19 protein-coding genes are annotated in these 23,782 nt (G+C 71.6%); 14 read left to right on the top strand and 5 right to left on the bottom strand.

The features are described 5' to 3' along the window. Nucleotides 1–2 precede the first annotated feature (2 nt). Nucleotides 3–1,844, bottom strand: a complete 1,842-nt coding sequence (locus DB32_RS25570) for a serine/threonine-protein kinase (protein WP_053235263.1) — start codon at nt 1,842–1,844, stop codon at nt 3–5. A 31-nt stretch (nt 1,845–1,875) separates the two neighbouring features. Continuing rightward, a complete protein-coding gene (locus DB32_RS25565; RefSeq protein WP_053235262.1) occupies nt 1,876–2,472 on the bottom strand; it encodes a hypothetical protein in 597 nt (198 codons plus the stop codon). 188 nt (nt 2,473–2,660) lie between these two features. Here DB32_RS25565 and DB32_RS25560 point away from each other — a divergent pair, with 188 nt between their 5' ends. Next, on the top strand, nt 2,661–3,233 hold the full coding sequence (locus DB32_RS25560) for a hypothetical protein (RefSeq protein WP_053235261.1): 573 nt from the start codon (nt 2,661–2,663) through the stop codon (nt 3,231–3,233). Between the two features lie 37 nt (nt 3,234–3,270). On the opposite strand, the gene DB32_RS25555 is transcribed toward DB32_RS25560, so the two are convergent. Then, a complete protein-coding gene (locus DB32_RS25555; protein ID WP_053235260.1) occupies nt 3,271–5,946 on the bottom strand; it encodes a M1 family metallopeptidase in 2,676 nt (891 codons plus the stop codon). Between the two features lie 131 nt (nt 5,947–6,077). On the opposite strand from DB32_RS25555, the gene DB32_RS25550 reads away from it, so the two are divergent. After that, nucleotides 6,078–8,339 carry a serine/threonine-protein kinase gene (locus DB32_RS25550; protein WP_157069388.1) on the top strand — a complete coding sequence of 754 codons (2,262 nt, stop codon included), beginning with the start codon at nt 6,078–6,080 and terminating at the stop codon, nt 8,337–8,339. Nucleotides 8,340–8,755: 416 nt separating this feature from the next. Here DB32_RS25550 and DB32_RS25545 read toward each other — a convergent pair whose 3' ends face one another. Then, on the bottom strand, nt 8,756–8,956 hold the full coding sequence (locus tag DB32_RS25545) for a hypothetical protein (protein WP_053235258.1): 201 nt from the start codon (nt 8,954–8,956) through the stop codon (nt 8,756–8,758). A gap of 213 nt (nt 8,957–9,169) precedes the next feature. Between DB32_RS25545 and DB32_RS25540 the strand changes: the two genes are divergently transcribed. Further along, nucleotides 9,170–10,015, top strand: coding sequence for a hypothetical protein (locus DB32_RS25540; RefSeq protein ID WP_053235257.1), 846 nt, complete (start codon nt 9,170–9,172; stop codon nt 10,013–10,015). A gap of 3 nt (nt 10,016–10,018) precedes the next feature. Then, nucleotides 10,019–10,393: a hypothetical protein gene (locus DB32_RS25535; RefSeq protein WP_157069387.1), complete on the top strand. Its 375-nt coding sequence runs from the start codon at nt 10,019–10,021 to the stop codon at nt 10,391–10,393. Here DB32_RS25535 and DB32_RS25530 read toward each other — a convergent pair whose 3' ends face one another. Then, complete coding sequence (locus DB32_RS25530; protein WP_053235255.1) at nt 10,394–11,530, bottom strand: GNAT family N-acetyltransferase; 1,137 nt, start codon at nt 11,528–11,530, stop codon at nt 10,394–10,396. 349 nt (nt 11,531–11,879) lie between these two features. Between DB32_RS25530 and DB32_RS25525 the strand changes: the two genes are divergently transcribed. The 10 genes from DB32_RS25525 to leuB all read left to right on the top strand — a co-directional run bounded on the left by DB32_RS25525 (nt 11,880) and on the right by leuB (nt 23,752). After that, nucleotides 11,880–12,152 carry a hypothetical protein gene (locus tag DB32_RS25525; RefSeq protein WP_157069386.1) on the top strand — a complete coding sequence of 91 codons (273 nt, stop codon included), beginning with the start codon at nt 11,880–11,882 and terminating at the stop codon, nt 12,150–12,152. A gap of 99 nt (nt 12,153–12,251) precedes the next feature. Then, complete coding sequence (gene ilvD / locus DB32_RS25520) at nt 12,252–13,949, top strand: dihydroxy-acid dehydratase (RefSeq protein ID WP_053235253.1); 1,698 nt, start codon at nt 12,252–12,254, stop codon at nt 13,947–13,949. Between the two features lie 17 nt (nt 13,950–13,966). Then, nucleotides 13,967–15,718: a biosynthetic-type acetolactate synthase large subunit gene (gene ilvB / locus DB32_RS25515; RefSeq protein ID WP_053235252.1), complete on the top strand. Its 1,752-nt coding sequence runs from the start codon at nt 13,967–13,969 to the stop codon at nt 15,716–15,718. Beyond that, nucleotides 15,715–16,305, top strand: coding sequence for an acetolactate synthase small subunit (ilvN, locus tag DB32_RS25510; RefSeq protein WP_205627081.1), 591 nt, complete (start codon nt 15,715–15,717; stop codon nt 16,303–16,305). The genes ilvB and ilvN overlap by 4 nt, the downstream gene beginning before the upstream one ends. Before the next feature lie 42 nt (nt 16,306–16,347). Continuing rightward, complete coding sequence (gene ilvC / locus DB32_RS25505; protein WP_338054938.1) at nt 16,348–17,415, top strand: ketol-acid reductoisomerase; 1,068 nt, start codon at nt 16,348–16,350, stop codon at nt 17,413–17,415. After that, on the top strand, nt 17,415–19,022 hold the full coding sequence (locus DB32_RS25500) for a 2-isopropylmalate synthase (protein ID WP_053235250.1): 1,608 nt from the start codon (nt 17,415–17,417) through the stop codon (nt 19,020–19,022). Before ilvC ends, DB32_RS25500 begins: the two co-directional genes overlap by 1 nt. Then, complete coding sequence (gene leuC, locus DB32_RS25495; protein ID WP_053235249.1) at nt 19,022–20,461, top strand: 3-isopropylmalate dehydratase large subunit; 1,440 nt, start codon at nt 19,022–19,024, stop codon at nt 20,459–20,461. Before DB32_RS25500 ends, leuC begins: the two co-directional genes overlap by 1 nt. Beyond that, nucleotides 20,458–21,060 carry a 3-isopropylmalate dehydratase small subunit gene (leuD, locus tag DB32_RS25490; RefSeq protein ID WP_053235248.1) on the top strand — a complete coding sequence of 201 codons (603 nt, stop codon included), beginning with the start codon at nt 20,458–20,460 and terminating at the stop codon, nt 21,058–21,060. Before leuC ends, leuD begins: the two co-directional genes overlap by 4 nt. Then, complete coding sequence (cimA, locus tag DB32_RS25485) at nt 21,057–22,664, top strand: citramalate synthase (RefSeq protein ID WP_053235247.1); 1,608 nt, start codon at nt 21,057–21,059, stop codon at nt 22,662–22,664. Before leuD ends, cimA begins: the two co-directional genes overlap by 4 nt. Then, nucleotides 22,661–23,752: a 3-isopropylmalate dehydrogenase gene (gene leuB, locus DB32_RS25480; RefSeq protein ID WP_053235246.1), complete on the top strand. Its 1,092-nt coding sequence runs from the start codon at nt 22,661–22,663 to the stop codon at nt 23,750–23,752. The genes cimA and leuB overlap by 4 nt, the downstream gene beginning before the upstream one ends. Nucleotides 23,753–23,782: the final 30 nt, after the last annotated feature.

The following is a 23,782-nucleotide window of genomic DNA, read 5'->3' as shown; positions in this document are numbered from 1 at the left end:
GCTCATCGCGCGCCGGTCACGCGGCGGGCACGCACCCACTCGCGGTAGGCGTGCACCAGCGCGGCGAGCACGGTCGCGACGTAGGCGTGCTGCGCGCGCTCGGGCCAGATCGCGCCCACGATCGCGGCGCACGCCGCGAACCCCGCGAACAGCGCGAGCCGTCGGAACGCGAGCAACGTCGCGCTCGCCATGAGGATCGCGAGCGCGGCGAGATCGAACACGAAGATCGCGGGGAGCGCGACGTCCTGCGCGAGCCCGAGCGCGCGCACGAAGAGCGAGCTCGCGAAGATGCCGCCGAGCGTCGCGACCGCGCGCGTGTTCGCGGTGTTCGTCAGCAGCGCGCGCCGGAAGTAAGCGACGATCGCGGCGTACCCGACCGCGAGCACGCCGGGCGTGACCAGCACCTGCCAGCGCGCGCTCGCGGAGTCGAGCGAGAGGCGCATCACGATCGCGGTCGTCGCGGTGATCGCGCCGAGCACGCCGACCGCGAGCAGCAGACGGCTGCGCGCGATCGCGTCGGCGTCGAGATCGAGCTCGTGCTCGATCGCGCGGCGCTCCGCGAGCTTCGCCTCGAGCGCGCGCACCAGCGCGTCCTCGTCGCTCGTCGTCGCGCCGAGCTCGCGCAGCTCCTGCAGCGCGACCCGCGCGGTCGCGGGCTGCTCGCGCGTGACCTCGACGCGCACGATCGCCCGCAGCGCGCGCACGCGCAGCGCGGCGACGTCGGGATTGCGCGCCCAGAGGCGCTCGGCCTCGTCGAGCGCGATGCGCGCCTCGAGCATCGCGCGGTCGACGCCGTCGCCGGCGTCTTCGATCGCCGCGACGTGCGCGCGGGCACGCGCGAGCAGCGCGTACGAGTCGCGATGACGGAGCCACTCGCGCACCGCGTCGCGCATCTCGAGCGCGCTCGCGGGGCGCTCCTCGGGACGCGCGCTCGTCGCGCGGTTGCACAGCGACGCGAGCTCCCCGGGCACGTCGGGCCCGTACGCGAAGGGCTCGACCATCGCGGCGCCTCCGAGCGCGGCCTCGACGCTCACCGTGCTGTGCCGCGGCGATCCCACGAGCGCGTGGTGGAGCGTCGCGCCGAGCAGGAACACGTCGGTGCGCTCGTCGATCTCGCGCTCGTCGCCGCGCACCATCTCGGGGGCCGCGTACGTCGGGGTGCCCGCGAACGGCGCGTCGTCGCGCAGCGGTCCGTGTCGATCGAGCGCGACGCCCCAGTCGGTCAGGTAGACCTCGCCGAGGCGGCCCACCATCACGTTGGCAGGCTTGATGTCGCGATGGACGATCCCGCGCTCGTGCGCGACCGCGACGGCGTTGCACACCGCGCCGAAGATCTCGAGGTGCGCGGCGAGCCGATCCTCGCTGCCCGGCACGCGCGCCCAGTGCGGATGATCGGACGCGCGGATCAGATCGAGCCAGCGCACGCCCTCGATGCGCTTCATGACGAGGAAGGGCGCGCCCTCGCGCTCCGAGCGCGCGAGCAGGTGCACCGGCACGACGTTCGGGTGCTCGAGCATCCCGATGATGCGCGCCTCGCGGACGAGGTCGTCCTGCATCGCGCTCGGGTCGTGCACCATCTTGATCGCGACGTCGCGCTTCAGCGATCGCTGGCGCCCGAGCAGCACGCGGCCCATGCCGCCGACGCCGAGCACGCTCGTGACCGCGAGCTCGGCGCCTGCTTCGTCGCTCCCGAACGCGCCGAGCGTCGCGGGCCCGTGCAGCGACACGATCGGCAGCTCGGCGCGCGGGGAGGGCGCGTGCTCCGGAGCTCGCGCGCGCGGGCGCGCCGCGATGGTCTCCTCGGGCGCGCGCTTGGCGGCGCGCGTTCGCTCGTCGTCGCTCATCGGCGCGCCGAGGGTACCCCCGGCGGCGCGATCAACGCTGCGGGATCGGCGGCAGCTCGTCGCCGCGGAACGGCGGGAGCTCGGTGTTCACCACGATCTCGTGGCGCGCGCTGCGCACGCTCTCCGCGTTCTCGCCGAAGCGCGCGCCGATCGAGAGATCGACGAGCACCTGGTAGCGCCCACCGCTCTCGAGCGCGCACGGCGCGGGCAGCGAGACGAACAGCGAGCCGCCGGGCGCGATCGCCGCGGTGTCGGGCACCGCGACGGGCGCGCCGAGGCAGCCCTCGATCGCATCGCCGTTCGCGCGCTGGATGCGCGTGCGCGCCCACGACGACGCGACCGACAGGTCCTGCCCGCCGGTGTTCTCCGCCTCGAGCACGACGCGGTACGCCTCGAGCGCGTCCGCGCTCAGCACGCCGATCGGCGTCGGCGACCAGACGCGCAGCGCGACGCCGTCACCCGGACGACGCGCACCTTCTTCGCCGACCGCGGCCGACGCCGGGAAGACCAGCGCCTCCGCTCCGGCCGAGGGCTCGTCGGGCTTGCCCGCCGCCACGCCTGCGTTCGCGCCGTCGTGCCCGCCGCACGCGATCGCCAGCATCGCGAGCATCAGGATCGTCTTCCGCATGATCGAAGCGCCTCCTGCTCTGGGGGTGTAGGAACGAGTGCGCGATGCTCAACCGGGGCGAGATGTCGCGTGGGGGATGGGCGCCCGGGGCGAGGGCTCGCGACCCCAGGCCGGATCGCGAAATCCACAGTAAAATCGCGAGGCACGGGCACTGCAGCAGAGCGGGCCGGGCGATCAGGGGAGGTGCGATGCAGTCGCTCGGTCAGCTCGACGGCGAGGTCGGTCGGTGGCTCGACACCTACGACCGCGACGTCCGCCGCGCGTTCGAGGAGTGCCGCCGGGGCGACTGGCTCGTGCGCATCGCGATGAGCGTCGGCGTGTCGCGCCCACTCGTCGTGATCGCGGCCGCCGACGCGGCGAGCCTCGCGATCAAGCGGACACGTCCCGCCGATCTCCGGCCGGGACGCGCGGTGTTGACCGCGACGAAGTGGGCACGCGGCGAGTGCGGACCCGCCGACGCGTGGGCCGCGGCGTTCGCTGCGACGCAGGCCGCGGAGGAGATCGCGAGGGACTCGGTGCTCGAGTCCGAGGCGGCGCTCGCCGCCGCGGCCGCGTGCTTCGCCTGCGATCCGCGCGCGGACGACGCGTACTACGCGCAGCGCGCCTACGCGGCGCAGGCCGTCGAGCACGCGGTGCGCGCGTTCGGGACCGAGGCGCACGTCGGCCGGCAGCGCTGTCTCGAAGCGACGCGCGAGCGCATCACGCTCGACGTGCTCGCGGGCGCGGTCTCGCGGGCGAGCGTGCTGCCACCCGCGCGTTGAGCCGGCGGCTCCGCCCGACGAGCGGAGCCGGATCGCTTCAGCTCGCGGGCTTCTCGGCCTTGTCCGACGAGGTCGTCTTCGCGGCGCCGTTCGCGTCGCGCACCCGCACGTCGATCACGCCGACCTTGTCGCGCAGCTCGCGGAGCTCACCGCGCACGCGCTCGAGCTCGTCGCGCAGCGCGGAGACCTCCTTGCCGCGCGCGCTGCGATCGCGGAGGTCGCGCAGCGACTCGCGCGCCTGGCGCCGCACGCGACCATCGAGATCACGATCGACGAGGCGCGCGATCGCGCCGGTGCCCGCGCCGTCACGCAGCGCGACCAGCGCGCGGCACGCGGCGATGCGCACGCCGGGATCGAACGCGGTCATCGTCTGCTCGATCGCCTCGCGCACCTTCACGGTGATCGGGCCCTCGTCGACGATCTCGCGCGCGCGGCCGAGCGCGCCGAGCGCGGAGCGACGCACACCGGGGGCCTGCTCGTCGCCGAGCACCTCCATGAGCAGCGCGAGCGAGCGCGGATCGCGCGTCGCGGCGAGCCCGTCGACCGTGCCCTGGCGCACCACGTCGGCCCACGACACGCCGTCTTCCGCGAGGCGCTTCGAGAGCACGTCGAACGCGCGCGGATCGCGGGTGCGACCGAGCGCACGGCGCGTCTCGCTCTCGACGAGGTAGCTGCGATCGCCGCGCTCGATCCACGCGAGCAGCGCGTCCGCGGCGCGCGATCCGAGATCGCCCGGCGTGATCGCGCGGAAGCGACCGAGCGCCGCCGCGACGGCGCGCCGCACCTTCGGGTTCGCGTCGACGACGCCCGCGAGCAGCGCGCGCAGCGCGTCCTCGGTGCGCTGCTCTCCGAGCGCGCTCGCGCACTCCGCGCGGACCGCCCAGAACGCGTCCGCCGCCGCGAGGCCCTTCGCGAGCGCCGTGACCGCGCGCGGCTCGTTGCGCTTGCCGAGCGCGCGCGCGGCGCGCCAGCGCGGCTGCGCGCTCGTCGACTTCACGAGCTGCTCCGCGAGCAGCGCGGTCGAGAGGCGATTGTCGACCGTGCCGTGCACGCTCGAGCGCGGATCGACGATCACCATCTTCGGCGCGCTCGTGCACTTGAGCGCGAACGTCTCGCGCTGCTTGCTCACCGGCACGCGGTGCTCTTCGCTGCCCTCGTCGGTCACGACGATCACCGGCAGATCGAACGTGAACATCGGGTGGGGCTCGTGTCCCTTCGCCTGCGCCTGCGTCACCGTGAGCTTGAAGACGCCGGACTCGTGCTCGCCCGAGATCTCGAGCTGCGGGTGGCCGGGCTTCATCACCCACTGATCGAAGAACGCCTCGAGCGAGCGACCCGTCGCGTCCTCGATCGCGCGCATCAGATCGCGCGTCTCGGCGCCCTTGCCGCGCATGCGCTCGAGGTAGTGCGCGATGCCGCGCCAGAACGCGTCGTCGCCGAGGTGCGAGCGCAGCGCGTGCAGCGTGAGCCCGCCCTTCTGGTAGAGGTGACGATCGAACACGTCGATCGGCGCGGACCAGATGTTCGTGACGATCGGACGGCGATAGCGATCGCGATCCTCGTCGAGGTACGTGTCGAGGTCCTGCTCGATGCCGTAGAGGTACGCGTCGGCGCCCTCCGCGTGCTCGCGCCAGACGTGCTCGAGGTACGTCGCGAAGCCCTCGTTCAGCCACGCGTGGCTCCAGTCGCGGCACGTGACGAGATCGCCGAACCACTGGTGCGCGAGCTCGTGCGACACGAGCGACTCCATGTCGACGTCGAGCGCGGCGCGCTCGTCGAGCAGCGCGCGATCGAAGAGCGTCGTCGCGCTCGTGTTCTCCATCCCGCCGAAGATGAAGTCGCTGACGACGACCTGCGCGTACTTCACCCACGGGAAGGGCGTGCGCAGCTTCTCCGCGAACACGCGGATCATCTCGGGCGTGCGACCGAGCGAGCGCTCGATGTGCGCGCCGTCTCCGCGCGGCACGTAGTAGTCGATCGGCAGCGCGCCTTCCTTCGTGTGCGCCTCGTCGAACGCGCCACATGCGAGCGTCACGAGGTACGACGGATGCGGGTCGCTCTGTCGCCAGTGGAAGGTCTCGACGTCGCCCGCGGCGCGACGCGACACGAGCTCGCCGTTCGAGAGCGCGAACCAGCCCTTCGGCACCGTCGCGATCATCTCGGTGCGCATGCGCTGGTTCGGATGATCGGCGCACGGGAACCAGTGGCGGTTGTCCTGGTCCTGGCCCTGCGACCACACCTCGCTCGGCTTCGCGTCGGGCGCGGTGCGCGCGCGCAGCGCGCGGCGCGTGACGAAGTAGAGCCCGCGGCGCGGCGTGCATCGATAGCGCACGCGGAACGTCGCGCCGTGCGCGCCGATCGCGCTCGCGTCGATGCGGATCTCGCGCCCGTCGTAGTGGTGCGCGATCGCGGCCCACTGTCCTTCGCCGCGCGCGATCTCCACGCTCGAGAGCTCGAAGTCGATCGCGTCGAGCGCGACCTCGCGCGCCTCGGGATCGATCCGCTTCACGCCGATCTCGCAGTCGCCGTCGACCGCGCGCGCGTCGAGGTCGAGCGCGACACGCACGACGAGCGACTCGATCGCGAAGGGGCGCGGGCGGCCCCACTGCGGCGCATCGCCGGGGAGCGCGAAGGGACGACCGCCGTCGGCCGCGCTCGCGCTCGCGCTGAACATCGCTTCGGAGCCGTGACACGCGCAGAATCGGTGCGACATCGAGCGCGCTTTAGCGCGCCTCGCGCGCGAATCGCAAGAGCGTGCACGCACGTCCTGCGACGACGTGCGCGCGATGCCCGCTCGAAACGACGGTGGCCCCGTCCAGGCCGGCGGGAACCCTACGGAACGGCTTGACGCAAGGCGTCGCGAGCGAGGACACTCGCTCGACCGAGCCGATGGCGATCCCGCCTCCGAGCGCGCCGGACTCCTCCGGCACGCCCTGCCCGCATTGCGGCGAGCCGCACCCGACGTCGTACACGCACTGCCCGAAGACCGGCAAGGCGCTCACGGTCGGGCGGGCGCTCATCGGCCGTCTGATCGCGGGCAAGTACCGCGTGATCGGGCTGCTCGGCGAGGGCGGCATGGGCGCGGTGTACGTCGCCGAGCACACGCTCATCGGGCGCAAGGTCGCGATCAAGCGGCTCCATCCCGAGCTCGCGCAGGACGAGAAGGCCGTGCAGCGCTTCCAGCGCGAGGCGCGCGCCGCTGCGGCGACGGGCCACGAGCACATCGTCGAGATCCTCGACCTCGGGTTCGCCGAGGACAACGCGCCGTACCTCGTGATGGAGTACCTGCGCGGACAGTCGCTCGCCGCGCTGCTGCGCAAGGAGCATCGGCTCGAGCCGCGCCGCGCGTGCGACGTCGTCGGTCAGGCGCTCGCGGGCCTCGACGCGGTGCACCGACAGCAGATCGTCCATCGCGATCTGAAGCCCGACAACGTCTTCCTCACGCGTCGCGCGAACAACTCCGACTGGGTGAAGATCCTCGACTTCGGCATCTCGAAGGTGCGTCGCGAGGAGGGCGACGGGCTCGATCTCACGCGCACCGGCGTGATGATGGGCACGCCGTTCTACATGAGCCCCGAGCAGGCGCGCGGGATGAAGAACCTCGATCATCGCGTCGACCTCTACGCGGTGGGCGTGATCCTCTACGAGTGCATCACGGGGCGCGTTCCCTTCGAGGGCGAGAACTACCACCAGCTCCTGCAGTCGATCCTGCGCTCGGAGCCGCCGCGCCCGAGCCTGATGCGGCCCGATCTCGATCCCGCGCTCGAGGCCGTCGTGCTGCGCGCGATCGCGAAGGATCCGAAGTCGCGCTTCGAGAGCGCGGAGGCGATGCTCGCGGCGCTGATCCCGTTCGGCGCAGAGGCGCCGTCGCCGCACGGCCTCGACAGCATGGAGGGCTCGGCGCTGCCGATCCCCACGATGATGCAGGCGACGACGCCGGTGTCGCCCGCGGGCCACGCGGATCGCATCGCGGTCATGCGCGATGGGCCGCCCTCGCCGATCGAGCCGCCGCCGGTGCTGCGCTCGCCGCCGTCGCGCCCTTCGCTCGAGCCCGCGTCGCGTCCTTCGCTCGATCCGGCGCGCCGCGCCGCTGCGGCGAGCGCGCTCTCGCAGCCGACGATCGCGACGAGCACGCCGACGATCGCCGCGACGCCGGTGCCGAGCGGCGGTGCGCGTTACTTCTTCGCGGCGTCGGACGACTGGGACGAGGCGCGCGCGCGCGCGGCGATCGAGAGCGCGCATCGAGCGACGCCGTCGCGCGAGATGCCCGTCGCGGTGCGCGAGCCGTCGGCGCCGTTCCCGCGCGAGCCGGTGAGCGGCGTGGTGAGCGCGGCGGCGGTGCGCGAGCCCTCGGGCGCGACGCCGATCGGCCGCGACTCGCTCTCGTATCGTGAGGCGACCGGCCCGGCACGCGAAGGGCCGCGCTTGCTCGCGCCGATCGACCCCGAGCCTCCGGTGTCGCGCGAGTCGTCGTTCGCCTCCGCGACGCCGCTGCCGGTCGATCCGTGGTCGGTGCTGACTCCGTCACGCAGCGGCTCGAGCAGCGCGGACGTCGAGATCAAGGGCTCGCTGGTGATCGCGACGCTCGATCACCTCGAGGCCGCGCACGGCGCGGCGGCGGTCGCGCAGATCCGCGAGCACCTCGATCGCGAGTCGCTCGCGCGCCTCTCGGGCGTGATCCTGCCGATGGCGTGGCTGCCGATGGCGCTCTTCGATCAGCTCGTGCGCGGCGCGGAGCGAGTGCTCGGCGGAGGTGACGGCGCGACGTCGACGGGAATCGGACGCGCGATCGCGGATCGCGAGCTGCCGACGACGCATCGCTTGTTCATGCAGACGGCGAGCCCTTCGGCCGCGACGGAGCGGATCCCGCAGCTGTTCAGGCTCTATCACTCGCGCGGTGACGCGAAGGTGCTGCCGACGCCGGGCGGCGGCGTGCGCGTGGAGATCGAGATCGGCGCGCCGGAGTCGCTGTCGTACGCGTGGGCGCTCGCGGGCTTCTGGCAGCGCATGCTCGAGCTCACCGGCGCGCGTGAAGTGCGCGCGGCGGTCGTGAGCTGCCGCGGTCGCGGTGACGATCGCACGGCCGTGGCTCTGCGCTGGCGCTGAGATCCCGTACGGGAAGGGCGCGTGACGCCGATCTCGAACGACGAGATCGGCGCCACGCGCCCGTCCCGTACGGGATCTCAGCTCGTCGTTTCCCCGGGGGCTTCGCCCCCTGTCGACCCCCGCGGGCCGCGCGATGCGCGGCGAGGCGTGCACGATTGGGCGCTCTCGGAGGAGGAGGAGAGCGCGCCACATCGCGCGTCCCGTACGGGCGCCCGTCGCTGGGCGCGGTGGGAGACGACGCTCGCCGGTGATCGCGCGCTGCTACGAAATCCATAGCGCTACGGATTCCGTAGCGAGCCGTCTCGGCGGACAGGAGGACAACAATGCAGAAGAGAGGACGACGGATGTCGCCCTCTCTTCTGGTGCTGCGGGGCCGGCGTCCATCGGCGCTACGAAATCCGTAGCGCGCGGGAGGGTCAGCCCTCTTCTTCTTCTTCGATGAAGCGGTAGAGAGCGGTCATGCCGATCGCGTGCGCACAGCGCTCGCAGAGCGGCGGCTCCTCGCGCTCGACGTGCTCTCCACGCGGGAAGAGCAGGAGCCCGCGCGCGGCAGGCTCGCCTTCGATCGGCGCGGAACAGGCATCACAAGCGGCCTTCGCAGGACGGCGCCTCTGCATGGCGGCGGCGAGGATAACTCGGGAGATCCTGCCTTGCACCACCGAATCGCGTTCCAGCGTCGCGAGAACTCCGCCCGGCCGCGTGCGCTCCTCCTGCCGTTTCCTGGGCGAATCCGGCGCGCGGGCCCGGTCCACCCCCGGACGTGGCTCCCGGCCGGCGCTCCCGCGCGATCCCGATATCCGCCCACACGGAACGCGGGTCATCATGGGGCCATGAACCGCTTCGTCGTCTTCACGCTCGCGACGTCGCTCGCGACCGGACTCGTGGCCTCGCGCGCCGACGCGCAGGAGATGGGGCAGGGCCACGCGCACATCACGACCCGCTCCGACGTGCGCATGTCCCTCGAGAGCGTTCCTGGCACCGGCGCCGCGCGCCTGGCCGCGCTCGGACGCGCCGCGGGCGCGGGCATGGGCGCGATCCGCGAGTGCTACGGGCGCGTCGTCGAAGAGCGTCCGACCGTCACCGGCACCGTGCGTCTGCGCGTGTCGCTCCCCGAGCGCGGCCGGCCCGACGTGAACGTCGAGCAGGACGGCGCGCGCGACCGCGCGCTCGTCGACTGCGTGCGCGGCGTGCTCACGCGCCAGTCGATGGACGGCATCGAGCGCCCCGCCGCGGCGATCGTCGTGCTCGAGTTCCAGAACACCGCAGCTGCCGGCGCTGCCGAGACCGCGCGCCGCGCCGACGAAGCGGACGAGGTCGCGGTCACGCGCGAAGGCGAGCGCGCGGTCGCACGCGGCGAGGCGCCGGGCATCCGCTTCCTCGTGCGCGGTCGCGAGGACGCGCAGGTCGCCGAAGGCCTGCGCGTCGTGCGCTCGCAGATCGCGGGCATGCTCGACTGCCGTCGCCGCGCGTCGCGCCGCGGGATGGATCCGACCGGCACCGTCGCGCTGACGATGCAGATGCGCGCGCGGCACGCGCCCGAGATGACGCCCGGCCGCAGCACGGTGCGCGACGAGCGCGCGCCGGTCTGTCTCGAGCGCGCGCTCGAGAGCTCGCCGCGCACGCCCGAGTCCGGTGCGCGCCTCGACGTCGAGGTCGAGTTCCTTCCGGGCGAGTGAGTGATGTTCACGACCTGGTACGCAGCGAGCGACGAGCTCGTCGACGTCTTGCTCGAGGGCGTCGGCGAGCCCGAGCCCGCATACCTCGACGGCATCGCCGAGCTCGAGCTGATCGAGCTCGGCGAGCTCCTCGATGCGCCGTACCAGCCCGCGCCGGTGCGCACCGACGGATCGCTCGTGCTGCGCATCAACGCGCCGTTCCTCGCGGCGCTGGCGCGCGTCGACGACCTCGACGCGCTCGCGGTGCAGTGGCGCGAGCGCGCGCCGCAGCTCGTCGAGCTCGAGATCGAGCAGATCGTGGAGACGCTCGGAGAGATGCAGCGCGCCGCGCGCGAGGGGCTCGCGGGGCCCGGCGTCCTCTCGATGCCCGCCGAGTGATCAGCCGCGCTTGAACGGACCGCTCGCCGCGAGCTCTTCGATCTCTTGCTGCACCGCGAACGCCTCGCGCGGCAGGTAGTCCTCGATCGCCGCGGCGAGCCGCGGGTGCCGCAGCCAGTGCACGCTGTGGATCGGCGAGGGCATCAACCCTCGCTTCAGCTTGTGCGTGCCCTGCGCGCCCGCCTCGAAGCGCCGCATCTTCTTCGCGATCGCGCGCTCGATGAGCCGGTAGTAACAGACCTCGAAGTGGAGGAACTCGGTGTCCTCCACGCAGCCCCAGTAGCGGCCGTAGAGGTGCGCGCCCTTCTCGAAGTTGATCGACCCCGCGATCGGCGCGCCCTCGCGATACGCGAGCACCGCGACGAGGCGCTCGGCGCTCGTCGCGCGGATGCGCTCGAAGAACTTCGGCGTGAGGTACGGATACGAGCCGTGCCGCGCGCAGTTCATCCGATAGAACGTGCCGAGCGCGCGCCAGTCGTCGTCGTCGAGCTCGGGGCCGACCTTCACGCGCACGTCGACGCCGCTCTCCGCGACCTCGCGTCGCTCTCGGCGCACCTGCTTGCGCGCGGGCGCGCGGAACGCGTCGAGGTACTCGTCGAAGCTCGACCAGCCCTCGTTGTGCCAGTGGAATTGGATCGAGAGACGCGGGCGCAGCTGCGCGAGCTCGATCAGCTCGCGTCGCTCGTCCTCGCTCACGAAGAGCACGTGCACCGACGACGCGCCGAGCTCCTCCGCCGCGCCGCGCGCCGCCGTGAAGAGCGCGCGGATCACCGCCGCGCGATCGACGCCCTCCGCGATCAACAGCCGCCGTCCCGTGGCGGGCGTGAACGGCACCATCGACGTGAGCTTCGGGTAGTACGCGATGCGCGACTGCTGCGCGGCGCGCGCCCACTGGAAGTCGAAGATGAACTCGCCCCAGCTGTCGTCCTTCGCGTAGAGCGGCAGCGCGCCGACGAGGCGCTCGCCCTCCCACGCGGTGAGGTGCATCGGCAGCCAGCCCGTTCCCTCGCCGACGCTGCCGCTCACCTCGAGCGCATCGAGGAACGCGTGCTCGACGAACGGATCGTCGTCTCCGACGAGCGCGTTCCACGCGGCGGCCTCGACCTCCGCGACGCGCTCGATCACTCGGATCTCCACCGCCGAGAGGCTGGGCCGCCCACTCGATCGCATCAAGCGACTCCCACCCGATGGGGCAGGTCCGCGCGACTCCGCATCTCGGGGTCGATTGCCACGCTCGACCGCGAAATCGCTGACGAACGTGTTAGCCGGACTGGCGCGCTGCGCCTCGGAGGCCCCAGTTCGCGGGATTCTTCGCGTGCCGACATCGGCTCACCGTATCCGACCGAATTGACCGTGAGGAAGAACACGCAGCTTGACACCCTCCAGAAAACGAGGGATAACGCGTCGCGTCATGGGCACTCACTCGCACTCGATGCGCGCGCGCCGGCTGAGCCGGACCGACGTCTGCGCAGTGCGTGAAGAGGCCATGAAGAACGACCGCGCGCGTGCCGAGCGCGCGCCGAGCTGGATGCCCAAGTCGATGGGCACGGCCTCGGCGGCGGCGATGACGGCGGCGGCGACGGTGATGGTGATGAACGGCGTGGGCGCTCTGGCTCCCACGCCGTTCTTCTTTGCGGGCATCGGCGGCTTCTTCGCGGGCGGGATCGGCGGCATCGGGCTCCTCGGCGGGCTCGTCCTCCTCATTCTCGTCCTCGTCGTCCTCGTTCTCATCGGCGACGACTGCGGGAGGCCGGCCTAGCGATAGGCAAATCGAGGGAAGACGGCCCCCGCAGCCACGAGGCAGCGGGGGCCGTTGCGCTTCTGCGCGCGCGCATTCCGAGCACGAACGAGCACGACCATGAGCCACGACGACGAGACGACGAAGACGAAGCACCGCTCGGACGCGATCAAGCGCGGCACCGAGCGCGCGCCGCACCGCGCGCTGCTGCGCGCGACCGGCGTGAAGGAAGAGGACTGGGGCAAGCCGTTCGTCGCCGTCGTCAACTCGTACGTCGACATCGTGCCGGGCCACGTGCACCTGCAGCAGTTCGGTCGCGTGGTGAAGGAGGCGATCCGCGCCGCCGGCATGGTGCCCTTCGAGTTCAACACCATCGGCGTCGACGACGGGATCGCGATGGGCCACTCGGGCATGCGCTACTCGCTGCCGAGCCGCGAGCTGATCGCCGACTGCGTCGAGACGATGATCGAGGCGCACCAGCTCGACGGCATGATCTGCATCCCCAACTGCGACAAGATCACGCCGGGGATGCTGATGGCGGCGGCGCGCCTCGACGTGCCGACCGTGTTCGTCAGCGGCGGCGCGATGCGCGCGGGACGCACGCCGGACGGCGAGGCGATCAACCTCGCGACGGTGTTCGAGGGCGTCGCGCAGCTGAAGGCGGGCAAGACGTCGCTGCAGCGCCTGCAGATGCTCGAGGAGAGCGCGTGCCCGTCGTGCGGCTCGTGCAGCGGGATGTTCACCGCGAACTCGATGAACTGCATGAGCGAGGCGCTCGGTCTCGCGCTGCCGTTCAACGGCTCGGCGCTCGCGGGCACCGACGAGCGCAACGACATCGCGAAGCGCGCGGCGTTCGCGCTGAAGGACGCGATCGAGCGCGGGCTGACGGCGCGGAAGGTGCTGACGCTCGAGGCGTTCGACGATGCGTTCGCGCTCGACGTCGCGATGGGCGGCAGCACGAACACGGTGCTGCACGGGCTCGCGATCGCGCGCGAGGCCGACGTCGACTTCGACCTCGCGCGCATCGACGCGATCTCGAAGCGCGTGCCGTACCTGTGCAAGGTCGCGCCCTCGGGCAAGTTCCACATGGAAGACGTGCACCGCGCGGGGGGCGTGCCGGCGATCCTGTCGGAGCTGCGTCGCCTCGGCGTGCTGCACCTCGATCGTCCGGTGGTCGGCGCGTCGAGCTTCGGCGCGACGATCGAGAGCGCGAAGATCCTCGACACCGAGGTCATCCGGCCGCTGGAGAACCCGTACACGAAGCAGGGCGGGCTCGCCGTGCTCTACGGCAATCTCGCGCCCGAGGGCAGCGTCGTGAAGACCGGCGGCATCGAGCCCTCGATGCGCAAGCACGAGGGCCCGGCGCGCGTGTTCGACGGGCACGACGAAGCGATCGCCGCGATCCACGCGGGCGAGATCGTCGCGGGCGACGTCGTCGTGATCCGCTACGAGGGCCCTGCGGGAGGGCCGGGGATGCGCGAGCAGCTCGAGCCGACGAGCGCGATCAGCGGTCGTGGCCTCGGTGGCTCGGTCGCGCTGATCACCGATGGTCGCTTCAGCGGCGCGACGCGCGGCGCGTGCATCGGTCACGTCGCGCCCGAGGCCGCGGCGGGGGGCCCGATCGCGGCCGTGCGCGACGGTGATCGCATCGCGATCGACGTCGAGGCGCGGACGATCGAGCTGAAGGTGGATGCGGCGGAGATCGCGGCGCGCCTGCGCGCGCTCGCGCCGCGCGAGAAGAACGTGAGCAGTCGCTGGCTGCGTCGCTACGCGAAGCTCGTGCAGAGCGCGAGCCGCGGCGCCGTGATGGGCGATTGAGGCGGAGGGAGAGCGCGATGGACGGTTCCGATCCCAGCACGACGAGCGAAGTGAAGCGCGGCGCCGAGGCGATGTGGGAGGCGCTCGTCGCGGAAGGCGTCGAGGTCGTCTTCGGCTATCCGGGCGGCTGCATCATGCCGGCGTACGACGTGATGCCGCGCTACCCGGTGCGCCACATCCTCTGCCGTCACGAGCAGGGCGCGGCGCACATGGCCGACGGCTACGCGCGCGTCAGCGGCAAGGTCGGCGTCGCGATCGCGACGTCGGGCCCGGGCGCGACGAACCTCGTCACCGGGATCGCGACCGCGATGCTCGACTCGATCCCCGTCGTGTTCATCACGGGTCAGGTCCCCTCGAAGTTCATCGGGACCGACGCGTTCCAGGAGACCGACATCACGGGCGTGACGATCCCGATCACGAAGCACAACTACCTCGTCACGCGCGCGGAGGAGGTCTATCCGATCCTCCGCGAAGCGTTCGAGCTCGCGCGCTCGGGTCGGCCTGGTCCGGTCGTCGTCGACATCACGAAGGACGCGCTGCAGAACGTGTGCGCGCCCGTCGCGCCGAAGAAGACGGCGAGCACGCGTGTGTCGCGCGCCAAGCGCGGCCTCGCGCCGAGCAAGCCGATCTCGGAGCACGATCTCGACGCGGCCGCGGCGCTGATCGCGAGCGCGCAGCGCCCGGTGATCCTCGCGGGCCACGGCATCGTGCGCTCGGGCTCGACCGAGCTCGTCACGCAGCTCGTCGAGAAGTGCGACATCCCGGTCGGGCTCACGCTGCTCGGGCTCGGTGGCTTCCCCGCGACGCACCCGCGCGCGCTCGGGATGATGGGCATGCACGGCGAGGCGTGGGTGAACCAGGCGATCCAGGAGGCGGATCTCCTGATCGCGCTGGGCATGCGCTTCGACGATCGCGTGACCGGCAACCTCGCGACGTACGCGAAGAACGCGAAGAAGATCCACGTCGAGATCGATCCCGCCGAGGTCGACAAGAACGTGCGCGTCGACGTCGCGCTGATCGGCGATCTCAAGAAGGTGCTCGAGCGCCTGCTGCCGCGCGTCGCGGACAAGAAGCACGTCGCGTGGAACGCGGCGCTCGACGCGAAGCGCGCCGAGGTCGCGCCGATCGACATCGTGAACACGCCGCACGACGGGCGCCTCTTCGCCGCGCACGTGATGCACGACCTCTATCGCCTCACCGAAGGCAAGGCCGTGGTCGTGACCGACGTCGGTCAGCATCAGATGTGGGAGGCGCAGTACTACAAGCACGATCACCCGCGCGGGCTCGTGACGTCGGGCGGCCTCGGCACGATGGGCTTCGCGCTGCCCGCCGGCATCGGCGCTGCGTTCGCGGCGAAGGAGAAGGAAGTCTGGATCATCGCCGGTGACGGCGGGTTCCAGATGACCGCGGCCGAGCTCAGCACCTGCGTGCAGGACGGCATCAAGGTCAACGTCGCGATCATCAACAACGGCTACCTCGGCATGGTCCGACAGTGGCAGGAGCTCTTCTACGGCGGGCGCTACGTCGCGACGCCGATCGTGAGCCCGGACTTCGTGAAGCTCGCCGACGCGCACGGTCTTCCCGGCATGCGCGTGACGAAGCGCGAGGAGATCCCGGCGGCCGTCGCCGCGGCGCGCGCGACCGACAAGACGTTCGTCGTCGAGTTCCGCGTGGAGGCCGAGGACGCGGTCTACCCGATGGTCCCGGCGGGCGCGGATCTGCACGACATGATCCGCCGTCCCAGCAAGAACAATGGAGGCGCGAAGTGAGCGATCGTGTGTCCCTGCGGACGTTCGTGGTGTTGGTCGAGGACGTGCCGGGCGTGCTCAATCGCGTCGCGTCGCTGTTCCGCCGCCGCAACTTCAACATCGAGTCGCTCAGCGTCGGGCGCACGCACGAGCCCGGCATCTCGCGCATGACGATCGTGGTGCGCGGTGACGACCGGATGGGCCGCCTCGTCGAGGCGAACCTCTACAAGCTCGTCGACGTCGTGCGCGTCGACGACATCACGCACCGGCCGAGCGTGACGCGCGACATCGCGCTGGTGCGCGTGCGCGCGACGCCCGCGGATCGCGCGGCGATCCTGCAGGTCTGCAGCGTGTTCCGCGCGCGCGTCGTCGACGTCGCCCTCGACTCGATGATGATCGAGTGCACCGGCACCGAGGACAAGATCCGCGGGCTCGTGACGCTGCTCGAGCCGTTCGGCGTGCTCGAGATGGTGCAGGCCGGATCGATCGCGATGACGCGCGGTGCCTCTGCGCAGAGCGCGAGCGCGTCCGGTGAAGCGCGCCCGGAGACCGAGGTCGTCGCGTCCGAGGACGACGACGACGTCGATCTGACCGACGAAGCAGCCTGAGCCGACTGCCCACGAGCCAGAGCGACTGCCACGCATCGGAGCGTGCCAGTCGCGAACAGACGATTTTCGACCGAAGACAGGAATCGAGGAGAGACCACAATGCAGATCCGCTACGACCGTGACGCCGACCTGAGCCTCATCCGCAGCAAGAAGGTGGCGATCGTGGGCTATGGCTCGCAGGGCCACGCCCACGCGCAAAACCTGCGCGACAGCGGGGTCCAGGTGGTGATCGCGCTACGGGACGGCAGCGGCAGCGCGAAGAAGGCGAAGGCCGACGGCTTCGACGTGAAGTCGCCCGCGCAGGCGGCGGAGTGGGCCGACGTCGTGATGATGCTCGCGCCCGACACGTCGCAGCCGGCGATCTGGCGCGAGTCGGTCGCGCCCGCGATGCGCAAGGGCAAGACCCTGATGTTCGCGCACGGGTTCAACATCCGGTACGGCACCGTGACGCCGCCGCCGGACATCGACGTGTCGATGGTCGCGCCGAAGGGCCCCGGTCACCGCGTGCGCGAGACGTTCGCGGAGGGCGGCGGCGTGCCCGCGCTGCTCGCGGTGCACCAGGACGCGAGCGGTTCGGCGGACGCGCTGGCGATGAGCTACGCGTCGGCGATCGGCGGTGGCCGCGCGGGCGTGCTGACCACGACGTTCACCGAGGAGACCGAGACGGATCTCTTCGGCGAGCAGGCGGTGCTCTGCGGCGGCGTGAGCGCGCTGGTGAAGGCGGGCTTCGAGACGCTGGTCGACGCGGGCTACCAGCCCGAGCTCGCGTACTTCGAGTGTCTCCACGAGCTCAAGCTCATCGTCGACCTGATGTACCGCGGTGGCCTCCGCTACATGCGCCACTCGATCAGCGACACGGCGGAGTGGGGCGACTACCAGGCGGGCCCGCGCATCGTCGACGAGCGCGTGCGCGGCGAGATGAAGAAGCTGCTGGGCGAGATCCAGGACGGCACCTTCGCGCGCCGCTGGATCGCGGAGAACGAGTCGGGCCGCGGTCAGTACAAGTCGATCAAGCGCTCCGAGCGGAACCACCAGATCGAAGAGGTCGGCGCGGGGCTGCGCAAGATGATGCCCTTCGTCCAGCCGGTCACGGTCGAGGAGAACGAGTGATGTCCACGGTGGAGAGCCAGGACTACGTTCGCATCTTCGACACGACGCTGCGTGACGGCGAGCAGTCGCCGGGCGCGTCGATGACGAGCGAGGAGAAGCTCGAGATCGCGCGTGCGCTCTCGCGCCTCGGAGTCGACGTCATCGAGGCGGGCTTCCCCGCGTCGTCGCCCGACGACTTCGCCGCGGTGCGCGCGATCGCGGAGCGGATCGGTCGCGATCCGGTGCCGGGCCGCCCGCAGGCGGAGCCGCCGATCGTGTGCGGCCTCGCGCGCGCGACGAAGAACGACATCGAGCGTGCGTACGAAGCCGTGAAGGTCGCGATGCGCCCGCGCATCCACACCTTCCTCTCCACCAGCCCGATCCACCGCGAGCACAAGCTCCGGATGACGAAGGAGCAGGTGATCGAGCGCGTGCGCGAGATGGTCGCGCGCGCGCGCGAGCTCTGCGAGGATGTCGAGTTCAGCGCGGAGGACGCGGGGCGCACCGAGCCCGAGTACCTCTGGGAGGTCGCGTCGGTCGCGATCGCCGCGGGCGCGACGACGATCAACCTGCCGGACACGGTCGGCTATCTGACGCCGTTCGAGCTGCACGCGATGATCGCGGGCGTGAAGAAGAACGCGGTCGGCGTCGACCGCGTGATCCTGAGCGTGCACTGCCACGACGATCTCGGGCTCGGCGTCGCGAACACGCTCGCCGGGCTCGAGGCCGGAGCTCGTCAAGCGGAGTTGACCATCAACGGCATCGGCGAGCGCGCGGGCAACGCGGCGCTCGAGGAGGTCGTGATGGCGCTGGCGGTCCGTCGTGATCGCATGAACCTGCGCACCGGGATCGACCCGACGCAGATCACGCGCACGAGCCGCCTCGTCAGCGCGCACACCGGCATGCTGGTGCCGCCGAACAAGGCGATCGTCGGCGCGAACGCATTCGCGCACGAGTCGGGCATCCACCAGGACGGCCTGCTCAAGCACGAGAAGACGTACGAGATCCTGAAGGCCGAGGACGTCGGCGCGAGCGGCACGCGGCTCGTGCTCGGCAAGCACTCGGGGCGTCACGCGCTGGAGAAGCGTCTCGCCGAGCTCGGCGTGACGATGGATCAGCCCGCGCTCGATCAGGCGTTCAGCGCGATGAAGGCGCTCGCGGATCGCAAGAAGCACGTGACCGACGCGGACCTGCTCGCGCTGGTCTCGTCGGAGCGTCGCGAAGAGCTCGGCGGCTGGCGCCTCGAGGCGCTGCAGATCTCGGCGGGCACGCAGGGCATGCCGACCGCGACGGTTCGTCTTCGCGGCGAGGACGGACGCGACGTGACGCAGGCCGCCGTGGGCACGGGCCCCGTGCACGCGTGCTTCCGCGCGATCGACGCGGTGGTCGATCTGCCGGTCGAGCTGCTCGAGTACACGGTGCACGCGGTGACCGAGGGCATCGACGCGCTCGGCGAGGTCAGCGTGCGGGTGCGCGATGCGTCGGGCGGTCTGCACGCCGGGTACGGCGCGGACACCGACGTGCTCGTCGCGAGCGCGAAGGCGTACCTCGCGGCGCTCGATCGCGCGCGCAAGGAACGCGTGGTGGCGAAGGCCAGCGAACAGGCTCGCTTGAAGGAGAGTGCGTGATGAGCGCGACGGCGGATCGTCCTCGGACGATGTTCGACAAGATCTGGGAGTCGCACGTGGTCGCGGAGCACCCGAAGCGGCCCGCGGTGCTCTACGTCGATCTCCACCTCGTCCACGAGGTGACCTCGCCCCAGGCGTTCTCGACGCTGCGCGAGCGCAACATGAAGGTGCGCCGCCCCGATCGGACGCTCGCGACGATGGATCACTCGACGCCGACGCGTCCCGGTGGTCTCGCGGTCGTCGACTCCGAGGGGCGTCGTCAGCTCGAGCAGCTGATGCGCAACTGCGCGGAGAACAACATCGAGCTCTATTCGCTCGGCACGCCGCGCAACGGCATCGTGCACGTCGTCGGTCCGGAGATGGGGCGCACCCAGCCGGGCATGACGATCGTCTGCGGCGACAGCCACACGTCGACGCACGGTGCGTTCGGCGCGCTCGCGTTCGGCATCGGCACGAGCGAGGTCGCGCACGTGCTCGCGACGCAGTGTCTGCTGCAGCGCCGCCCCGAGCCGGTCGAGGTGCTCTTCGGCGGGCGCGCGCCCGAGGGCGTGACCGCGAAGGATCTCGTGCTCGCGCTGATCGCGCAGATCGGCGTCGACGGCGGCACCGGATGCGTCTTCGAGTACCGCGGTGAGGCGGTGCGCCAGCTCTCGATGGAAGGGCGCATGACGCTCTGCAACATGTCGATCGAGGCGGGCGCGCGCGCCGGTCTCGTCGCGCCGGACGACACGACGTACCAGTACCTGCACGGTCGTCCCGCGGTGCCGAAGGGCGAGGGCTGGGATCGCGCGCTCGCGCGCTGGCGCGCGCTGCCGACCGACGAGGGCGCGCGCTTCGCGAAGACGATCACGATCGACGTCTCGCGCCTGGCGCCGATGATCACGTGGGGCACGAACCCCGCGATGGCGATCCCGATCGACGCGCCGGTGCCGCGCCCCGAGGACGCGCCCGACGGCGCCGAGCGCGCCGCGCGACAGCGCGCGATCGAGTACACGGGGCTCGAGCCGGGCAAGCCGCTGCTCGGCAAGAAGATCGACGTCGTCTTCATCGGGTCGTGCACGAACTCGCGCCTCAGCGATCTGCGCGAGGCCGCGGCCGTGCTCGCGGGCCGCAAGGTGAAGGAAGGCGTGCGCGCGATGGTCGTGCCGGGCTCGCACGACGTGAAGAAGGCCGCGGAGGCGGAAGGTCTGCACGAGATCTTCAAGGCCGCGGGCGCGGAGTGGCGCGAGCCCGGCTGCTCGATGTGCATCGCGATGAACGAGGATCGACTGACGCCCGGCCAGTACGCGGTGTCGACGTCGAACCGCAACTTCGAGGGCCGTCAGGGCCCGGGAAGCCGCACGTTCCTCGCGTCGCCGCGCACCGCCGCGGCGTGTGCGATCGCGGGCGTGGTGGTCGATCCGCGGAAGCTCCCGTTCGTTCCGGAGGTGGCGGCATGAAGCCCTTCGCGCATCTCGAGTCGCACGCGCTGCCGCTGCTCGCGGACGACGTCGACACCGATCAGATCATCCCTGCGCGCTTCCTGAAGACGATCGACAAGGCGGGCCTCGCCGAGGGTCTCTTCGCGGAGTGGCGCAAGGACCCGAAGTTCGTGCTGCACAAGCCCGAGCACGCGGGCGCGCAGATCCTGATCGCGGGGCGCAACTTCGGGTGCGGCAGCTCGCGCGAGCACGCGCCGTGGGCGCTCGAGGCGGGCGGCTTCCGCGCGGTGATCGCGCTGGGCTTCGCCGACATCTTCCGCGGCAACGCGACGCGCAACGGCGTGCTCCCGGTCGCGCTCGCGCCCGAGCCGCACGCCGCGCTGGTGAGCGCGGTGCAGGCCAATCCGAAGATCGAGATCGAGATCGATCTCGAGAACGAGCGCGTGAAGTGGAACGGCTGCACCGCGACGTTCCCGATCGACGAGTTCGCGAAGCACTGCCTGGTGCAGGGCATCGACGAGCTCGGGTACCTCGTCGCGTACGCCGATCGCATCCGCGCGTTCGAGCGTCGCCACGATCTCGAGAGCCTCGCGAGCGGTGAGGAGGCGACGTCATGAGCGAGGTCGTCGACGCGCTTCGCGTCCGGATCTACGACACGACGCTGCGCGACGGCACGCAGCGCGAGGGGCTGAGCCTCACCTGCGAGGACAAGCTGCGCATCGCCGATCGCCTCGATCGGCTGGGCGTGAGCTGGATCGAGGCGGGCTGGCCGGGCTCGAACCCGAAGGACGCGGAGCTCTTCGCGCGGGCGCGCGACCACCAGCTCACGCACGCGAAGTGGGCCGCGTTCGGTGCGACGCGCCGCGCGCACGTGCGTCCCGAGCACGACCCTCAGGTCGAGGCGCTGCTCGAGGCGGGCACCGACGTCGTCACGATCTTCGGGAAGAGCTCGCGCCTGCACGTGACCGAGGTGCTGCGCGTCACGCTCGACGAGAACCTCAAGATGATCGAGCAGACGGTCGCGCTGCTCGTGAAGGAAGGGCGCACCGTCGTCTACGACGCGGAGCACTTCTTCGACGGCTGGCGCGAGGACCCGTCGTACGCGCTCGAGTCGCTCACCGCCGCGCGCAACGGCGGCGCGAGCGAGCTCGTCCTCTGCGACACGAACGGCGGCAGCTTGCCGTGGGACGTCGAGGCGATCGTGGGCCGCATGGTCCGCGCGTTCTCGTGCCCGGTGGGCATCCACGCGCACGACGACGGCGGTCTCGCGGTCGCGAACTCGCTCGCCGCGGTGCGCGCGGGCGCGCGGCACGTGCAGGGCACGTTCAACGGGTGGGGCGAGCGCTGCGGCAACGCGGATCTCTGCACGATCATCCCGGACCTCGAGCTGAAGCTCGGCGCGCGCTGTCTGCCCGAGGGCAAGCTCGCGGAGCTCACCGAGACCGCGCGCGAGCTCGTGGAGCTCGCGAACCTCACGCCCGATCCGCACAAGCCCTACGTCGGGCGCAGCGCGTTCGCGCACAAGGGCGGCGTCCACGTCGCGGCGGTGCGCCGCAGCAAGCGCAGCTACGAGCACGTCGATCCCGAGCGCGTCGGCAACAAGTCGCGCGTGGTCGTCAGCGAGCTCGCGGGGCAGGGCAACGTGCACGCGCACGCCGAGCAGATTGGTCTCTCGCTCGAGGACGAAGAGGCGCGTAGCGTCGTGCGTGCGATCAAGGCCGACGAAGCGCGCGGCTACTCGTTCGACGCCGCGGAAGCGAGCGTCGCGATGCGCATCGAGCGCGCGCGTCCCGGCTACGTCGCGCCCTTCCGTGTGCTCGACTACCGCGTGATCGTGGGCCGTGATCGCGACGGGCAGCCGACCGCGGAGGCGACGGTGAAGGTCGCGATCGGCGATCAGGTCGTCCACACCGCGGGCGAGCACCAGGGCCCGGTCGCGGCGCTCGATCGAGCGCTGCGCGCGGCGCTCGAGCCCTCGCTGCCGCGGGTCGCGGCGCTGCGTCTGGTCGACTTCAAGGTGCGCATCCTCGACGGGCGCCTCGCGACCGACGCGGTCACGCGCGTGCTCGTCGACACGAGCGACGGCGACGACACGTGGAGCACCGTCGGCGCGTCGTCGAGCGTCGTCGAGGCGAGCCTCGAAGCGCTGGTGGACGGAATCGAGCACGGCCTCGCGCGTCACGCGCGCGCGAGCGTGCCCCCGCAGGAGAAGGTCGGATGACGAGCGCGCGGATCGTGGTGTTGGGCGGAGACGGCATCGGGCCCGAGGTGACCGAGGCCGCGCTGCACGTGCTCGGTGTCGCGGCGAAGCGCGGCGGCAAGTCGTTCGAGACGCGCGACGAGCTGCTCGGCGGCATCGCGATCGACGCGACCGGGGAGGCGATGCCCGAGCGCACGCGCGAGGCGTGCGTGGCCGCGGACGCGGTGCTGCTCGGCGCGGTCGGCGGTCCGAAGTGGGACGATCCGCGCGCGAAGACGCGCCCCGAGGCGGGCCTGCTCGGGCTGCGCAAGGCGATGGGCGTGTTCGCGAACCTGCGCCCGGTGCGCCTCCACGCCGCGCTCGCGGACGCGTCGCCGCTGCGCCGCGATCGCATCGAGGGCGCGGACATGGTCTTCGTGCGCGAGCTGACCGGTGGTCTCTACTTCGGCACGCCGAAGGGCCGTGCGGTCGAGAACGGCGTCGAGCGTGCATTCGACACGCTCGTGTACGACCAGAACGAGATCGAGCGCGTGGTCGAGCTCGCGTTCCGCCTCGCGGCGCCGCGCAAGAAGAAGGTCACGAGCGTCGACAAGGCGAACGTGCTCGAGAGCTCGCGGCTGTGGCGCGAGATCGCGGTGAAGGTCGGGGCGCGTCACGGTGGCATCTCGCTCGAGCACCAGCTGGTGGACTCCTGCGCGATGAAGCTGCTGACGCACGCCAAGGACTTCGACGTGATCGTCACCGAGAACATGTTCGGGGACATCCTCACCGACGAAGCGGCGGCGCTCGCGGGATCGCTCGGGCTGCTCCCGAGCGCGTCGCTCGGGGAGGGCCCGCGCGGGCTCTACGAGCCGATCCACGGCTCGGCGCCCGACATCGCAGGGAAGGGCCTCGCGAACCCGGTCGGCGCGATCCTGAGCGCCGCGATGCTCGCGCGTCACTCGCTCGGCTGGACCGACGAAGCGGCCGCGATCGAGCGCGGTGTGGACGTCGCGATCGCAAAGGGCGCGCGCACGCGCGATCTCGGTGGCACGCTCGGGACCCGCGAGATGACCAACGCGGTCGTGGATGCGATGTCGCAGGCGGCAGGGCAGGGAGGCGGAGCGTGAGCCAGGGGACGACGACGGATACGGAGCGTG

The organism is Sandaracinus amylolyticus, assembly GCF_000737325.1.
Lineage (GTDB): Bacteria > Myxococcota_A > Polyangia > Polyangiales > Sandaracinaceae > Sandaracinus > Sandaracinus amylolyticus.
This window is presented reverse-complemented; position numbering and strand designations above follow the sequence as displayed.